General features: G+C 69.8%; 4 protein-coding genes, 1 tRNA gene and 2 pseudogenes. 6 read left to right on the top strand and 1 reads right to left on the bottom strand.

Annotation, left to right across the window (positions count from 1 at the left end):
- The 6 genes and pseudogenes from IH45_RS0141990 to IH45_RS0142015 form a co-directional block, all read left to right on the top strand.
- Window positions 1-367, top strand: a pseudogene (locus tag IH45_RS0141990) (DNA topoisomerase IV subunit B); the annotation flags it as partial.
- A gap of 65 nt (window positions 368-432) precedes the next feature.
- On the top strand, window positions 433-3,057 hold the full coding sequence (gene gyrA / locus IH45_RS0141995; protein ID WP_030682195.1) for a DNA gyrase subunit A: 2,625 nt from the start codon (window positions 433-435) through the stop codon (window positions 3,055-3,057).
- A gap of 15 nt (window positions 3,058-3,072) precedes the next feature.
- Entirely contained in the window at window positions 3,073-3,789 is a 717-nt protein-coding gene (locus IH45_RS1000000146020) for a DUF3566 domain-containing protein (RefSeq protein WP_078898048.1), read from the top strand.
- Between the two features lie 117 nt (window positions 3,790-3,906).
- Window positions 3,907-3,983 (top strand) — tRNA-Ile (locus tag IH45_RS0142005).
- Window positions 3,984-4,213: 230 nt separating this feature from the next.
- On the top strand, window positions 4,214-4,348 hold the full coding sequence (locus tag IH45_RS1000000150490; protein ID WP_003958712.1) for a DLW-39 family protein: 135 nt from the start codon (window positions 4,214-4,216) through the stop codon (window positions 4,346-4,348).
- A gap of 278 nt (window positions 4,349-4,626) precedes the next feature.
- Window positions 4,627-6,003: a hypothetical protein gene (locus IH45_RS0142015; protein WP_234440895.1), complete on the top strand. Its 1,377-nt coding sequence runs from the start codon at window positions 4,627-4,629 to the stop codon at window positions 6,001-6,003.
- Window positions 6,004-6,021: 18 nt separating this feature from the next.
- Here IH45_RS0142015 and IH45_RS1000000150495 read toward each other — a convergent pair.
- Window positions 6,022-6,222 (bottom strand): annotated as a pseudogene (locus tag IH45_RS1000000150495) (serine/threonine protein kinase); the annotation flags it as partial.

Here is a 6,222-nt window from a genome sequence, read left to right on the forward strand (position 1 = left end):
GCCGCTGGTGGAAGCCGGGCACGTCTACCTCTCCCGCCCCCCGCTCTACAAGATCAAGTGGGGCCGCGACGACCACGAGTACGCCTACTCCGACCGGGAGCGCAACGCCCTGATCGAGCTCGGCAAGCAGAACGGCAAGCGCATCAAGGACGACTCGGTCCAGCGCTTCAAGGGTCTGGGCGAGATGAACGCCGAGGAACTGCGCGTGACGACGATGGACGTCGACAGCCGGGTGCTCGGCCAGGTCTCGCTGGACGACGCGGCGCGCGCCGACGACCTGTTCTCGGTGCTGATGGGTGAGGACGTCGAGGCCCGGCGTTCCTTCATCCAGCGCAACGCCAAGGACGTCCGCTTCCTCGACATCTGAGTCGGCCCTCCCCCGCCCGGTGCGGGGACCGCAGCAGCCGCAGCTCGAAAGGATTTTGAACAGCAATGGCCGACGAGAATCCCCCTGTGACCCCGGACGGCGTGACCGCCGAGGGCGCGGCCCCCGCCATCGAAGGCGTGGGCATGCGCGTCGAGCCCGTCGGGCTCGAAACGGAGATGCAGCGCTCCTACCTCGACTACGCGATGTCCGTCATCGTCTCGCGTGCGCTGCCGGACGTGCGGGACGGCCTCAAGCCGGTGCACCGCCGCGTCCTGTACGCGATGTACGACGGCGGGTACCGCCCCGAGAAGGGCTTCTACAAGTGCGCCCGCGTCGTCGGCGACGTGATGGGTACGTACCACCCGCACGGTGACTCCTCGATCTACGACGCCCTGGTCCGCCTGGCCCAGCCGTGGTCGATGCGGATGCCGCTGGTGGACTCCAACGGCAACTTCGGCTCGCCGGGCAACGACCCGGCCGCGGCCATGCGGTACACCGAGTGCAAGATGAAGCAGCTCTCCATGGAGATGCTGCGGGACATCGACGAGGAGACCGTCGATTTCCAGGACAACTACGACGGCCGCAACCAGGAGCCGACGGTCCTGCCGGCGCGCTTCCCGAACCTGCTGATCAACGGCAGCGCCGGCATCGCGGTCGGTATGGCCACCAACATCCCGCCGCACAACCTGCGCGAGGTTGCCGCCGGTGCCCAGTGGGCGCTGGAGAACCCCGAGGCGTCCAACGAGGAGCTGCTGGACGCGCTCATCGAGCGGATCAAGGGCCCGGACTTCCCCACCGGCGCGCTGGTGGTGGGCCGCAAGGGCATCGAGGACGCGTACCGCACCGGCCGCGGCTCGATCACGATGCGCGCGGTGGTCGAGGTCGAGGAGATCCAGAACCGCCAGTGCCTGGTGGTCACCGAGCTGCCGTACCAGGTCAACCCGGACAACCTTGCGCAGAAGATCGCCGATCTGGTGAAGGACGGCAAGATCGGCGGCATCGCCGACGTCCGCGACGAGACCTCCTCGCGTACCGGCCAGCGCCTGGTGATCGTCCTCAAGCGGGACGCCGTCGCCAAGGTCGTGCTGAACAACCTCTACAAGCACACCGACCTGCAGACGAACTTCGGCGCGAACATGCTGGCCCTGGTGGACGGCGTGCCGCGCACGCTGTCGCTGGACGCCTTCATCCGCAACTGGGTGAGCCACCAGGTCGAGGTCATCGTCCGGCGTACCAAGTTCCGGCTGCGCAAGGCCGAGGAGCGGGCGCACATCCTGCGCGGTCTGCTCAAGGCGCTGGACGCGATCGACGAGGTCATCGCGCTCATCCGGCGCAGCGAGACGGTCGAGGTGGCGCGCGAGGGCCTGATGGGCCTGCTGACCATCGACGAGATCCAGGCCAACGCGATCCTGGAGATGCAGCTGCGCCGGCTGGCCGCCCTGGAGCGCCAGAAGATCACCGCCGAGCACGACGAGCTCCAGGCGAAGATCAACGAGTACAACGCGATCCTCGCCTCGCCGGAGCGCCAGCGCCAGATCATCAGCGAGGAGCTGGCGGCCATCGTCGAGAAGTTCGGCGACGACCGGCGCTCGAAGCTGGTGCCCTTCGAGGGCGACATGTCCGTCGAGGACCTGATCGCCGAGGAGGACATCGTCGTCACGATCACCCGTGGCGGCTATGTGAAGCGGACGAAGACCGACGACTACCGGTCGCAGAAGCGCGGCGGCAAGGGCGTACGGGGCACGAAGCTGAAGGAAGACGACATCGTCGACCACTTCTTCGTCTCGACCACCCACCACTGGCTGCTGTTCTTCACCAACAAGGGCCGGGTCTACCGGGCCAAGGCGTACGAGCTGCCGGACGCCGGCCGGGACGCGCGCGGCCAGCACGTCGCCAACCTGCTGGCCTTCCAGCCGGACGAGCAGATCGCGCAGATCCTGGCGATCCGCGACTACGAGGCCATGCCCTACCTGGTGCTCGCCACCAAGGGCGGCCTGGTGAAGAAGACGCCGCTCAAGGACTACGACTCGCCGCGCTCCGGCGGTGTCATCGCGATCAACCTCCGCGAGACGGAGGAGGGCGCGGACGACGAGCTGATCGGCGCCGAGCTGGTCTCCGCCGAGGACGACCTGCTGCTCATCAGCAAGAAGGCGCAGTCGATCCGGTTCACCGCCACGGATGAAGCCCTGCGTCCGATGGGACGCGCCACCTCGGGTGTCAAGGGCATGAGCTTCCGTGAGGGCGATGAACTGCTCTCGATGAATGTGGTGCGGGCCGGTACGTTCGTCTTCACCGCCACCGACGGCGGCTACGCCAAGCGCACCTCGGTGGACGAGTACCGCGTCCAGGGTCGCGGCGGCCTCGGCATCAAGGCCGCCAAGATCGTGGAGGACCGGGGTGAGCTGGTCGGCGCCCTGGTGGTCGAGGCGACGGACGAGATTCTGGCCATCACGCTCAGCGGTGGCGTGATCCGTACGCGGGTCAGCGAGGTCCGGGAGACCGGCCGTGACACCATGGGCGTCCAACTGATCAACCTGGGCAAGCGCGATGCCGTGGTCGGTATCGCCCGTAACGCCGAGGCCGGTCGCGAGGCCGAAGAGGTCGACGGTGGCGACGAGCCCGAGTCGGCCGACGAGGCGGCGGGTACCGAGTCCGCGGTGGCCGAGGGCGGCGAGCCTTCGGCGGAGTAACGCGAGGAGTAGGTCGTGAGTGGAGCCACGGGCGCTGCGGCGGGTGGGCAGGGAAAGAAGAATTCCCGGCCGGGACCCGCGACCGTGACGGAAGACAGCGCCCGTGGCTCCGCCACGTCCGGCGGCTCCTCGTCCGAGGACTCCTACCAGGGGGGAACCGTGACCGATACGCGTCAGCCGAAACCACAGCAGCCGCACTCCGGGGCCCAGCCGCAGCCGCCCGCACAGGGGAAGGCGTCCGGGGGCCAGGGCGGCGGACAGCCGTACCAGCCGCCCCAGGCGTACCGCTCGGGTGCGGGGCAGGGCGTAGGGGCGCAGCAGGGGGTGCGTGTGCCGCGTACGGGCGCGCGTACGACCCCGCGTACGCGCAAGGCTCGGCTGCGGGTCGCCAGGGCCGATCCGTGGTCGGTGATGAAGGTCAGCTTCCTGCTGTCCATCGCGCTCGGCATCTGCACGATCGTGGCGGTCGCGGTGCTGTGGATGGTGATGGACGCGATGGGAGTGTTCACCACCGTCGGCGGCACGATCAGCGAGGCGACGGGATCGGGTGACGGCGGCGGCTTCGACCTCCAGACGTTCCTGTCGCTGCCGCGGGTGCTGCTGTTCACGGCGGTGATCGCGGTGATCGACGTCGTGCTCGCCACGGCGCTGGCCACGCTCGGGGCCTTCATCTACAACATCTCGGCCGGGTTCGTGGGCGGTGTGGAGCTGACCCTCGCCGAGGACGAGTGACGGTCGCGGATGTCCCGGAGGGGGCCGTGCCGCGGCCCCGTCCGGGGGCGTTCCCCGGGGCTCGGGGACACGATTTTGGGAACGCCTCTGAAGTGCGCTAATCTTTCGGTGCAGCGCGGGGCTATAGCTCAGACGGTTAGAGCGCTTCCCTGATAAGGAAGAGGCCACAGGTTCAAGTCCTGTTAGCCCCACCAGCGCGAAGAGGTCCCACCGGAGACGGTGGGGCCTCTTTCGCGTTCCGGGCGCGGATACGGCCCGAGTGCCCCGGAGTGGTTCGTTCCGGTTGCCGGCGGTGCGGCGTCGCCCGGGTGCGGCCGGCGGGCCGCCGCGCATCGGTCCGGCCCTAGGTCACCGAACGGTATCGACCGGTGTGTATCATCGGCCCCCAGAGGTCCCCTACGTCAACGAAAGACGAGGTCGCGCGGTGAAGAAGCTTCTCCTGGTCGCACTGGCCGCCATCGGCGGGCTCCTCGTGTACCGCCAGATCCAGGCGGATCGCGCCGAGCAGGATCTGTGGACGGAGGCGACCGACTCCGTGCCCGCAGGTTCGGGTGTGTGAGACGCAGCAGTTCGTCATCCAACGTACGTACCCCGGCCACCGCGCGACGGTGACCGGGGTCTCGTGCGTCCGGGGGCGGTACGGCGCGCGGCGGGGGCGTGCGGCGCGGGGAGCGCCGTCTGTCACGCGGGGCGCGGACGTGCCGACGAGTTTGCCATAGCACATAAGTAGCTTGCATAAGCAAATGTGGTGAGGGGTGGCTCGTGGTGAGGGGGCGCACGATCAGGAGCGGGCGTGCCGGTAGGGCGGCACCGGCCCTGAGGCCCGTACTGACGTCGATGGTGATGCCCGTACTGGTGCCGGCGCTGGTACCCGTACTGGTGGGCGTATCCGCTGTGGTGTCCGTGCCCGTGTCGGCGGGGTCCGCGGTGGCGGCACCGGCAGAAGGTTTACGGGGCGACCTGCCCGCCTACAGGACGGCGGCCGGCGCACGGCCCGTACGGGGCACCGGGAGCCCGTCCGGCGCCCCGCTGCTCGCCCCCGGGGCGTACACCGATTCCCTCGCCCGCGGCGACGAGAAGTACTACGCCGTGCATCTGGACGCGAAGTCCGGCGCCTACCTCTCGGCAGTGGCCGCTCCCCGGCCGGGCACCGAGGTCACGGACCACACCGACAGCCTGAAGGTCAGCATCCGGGACGCCGACGGCAACACCTGCTCCCCGGGCGGCAGTACGGCCTTCCACGGCCGCGGCATGGCGTACCCGATCGCCGACTACGCCACCCGCCGTATCGACGGCCCACGCACCAACTGCCAACAGGCGGGAACCTATTACTTCGTCGTCAAACGCGTCGGCGTCGGCAAGGCGGACGCCGACGGCGCGGGACGCTGGCCCGTGGAACTCCGCCACCAGCGCGAACCCGGCCTCACCGGTTCCCCGCCCGCCCAGCCCGGCCCCGGCACCTGGTCCACCACGGCCCCCGTACCGCTCACCGGAGGCACGAAGAAGGACACCGAGGGCGGCACCGGTTTCAACGACGCCACACCGATCGGCAAGGGCGTGTGGCAGGACCGGATCAGGCCGGGGGAGACCCGGTTCTACCGGGTGCCGGTGGATTGGGGGCAGCAGCTCAATGTGAGCGTGGAGTTGGGGGCGGGGAAGCTGGTGGGGGGCGAAGGGGGATCGGGTTCGGGAACGGGGTCGAGGCCGGGCGTGGTGGCCGGTTCGCGGCTCGTGGCGAGCGCGTTGGGGCTGGGGGTCTACAACCCGGCACGCGGCCCGGTCAGCGGCACCCGCTTCGTCCCGTACGACGGGAAGCCCGCTGCCGTCAGGCTCTTCACGGCCCCGGTGGCCTACGGCAACCGGTACAACGCCACCGCCCCCGTCAGCGCGATGCGCTTCGCCGGCTCGTACTACCTGGCTGTATCGCTGCACCCGGACGCCGCCAAGTACTTCAAGGACGGAGCGCCGGTCACGCTGCGGGTCGATCCCACGGGCCGCCCGCAACCCGGCCCCGACTACCGGGAGAAGGCCACCGACTTCTCCGTAACCCCTCAGGAGCGAGTGGCGGCCGACGACGGCATGTCGGTGCAACAAGCGGCGCACCACGGGGCTTTGCGGATGGTGGGGTATGGCGGGATCAGCACGGGAGCTGTGCTGCTGCTGGCGCTGGGGGTGTGGACGGTGGTGGCGCGCTGGAAGGGTGGCCGTGCCTGACGGGCAGGGGCGGCTGGATCAGCTGACGGCCAGCGCCCAGACTCCGACCGCGATGCACATCAGCGCTACGACGATCACCGGCACGGCAACCTTTGGCGGCGGTCCGGGCCGGTGCTGCGGTAGAGCCCGGTGCCGGCGGGCCGGAGCGCGGCCGACGGGCGGCAGGGGCTGCGGCTGGTCAGGGGTGTACGGGCGGGTGGGCTGGGGGTTCGGCTGGAG

The organism is Streptomyces rimosus subsp. rimosus (assembly GCF_000720725.1).
Taxonomy (GTDB): Bacteria; Actinomycetota; Actinomycetes; order Streptomycetales; family Streptomycetaceae; genus Streptomyces; species Streptomyces rimosus_A.

Coding starts and splice junctions, on each gene's coding strand:
- gyrA (WP_030682195.1), top strand. CDS start 433: ATGGCCGACGAGAATCCCCCTGTGACCCCGGACGGCGTGACCGCCGAG.
- IH45_RS0142015 (WP_234440895.1), top strand. CDS start 4,627: ATGGTGATGCCCGTACTGGTGCCGGCGCTGGTACCCGTACTGGTGGGC.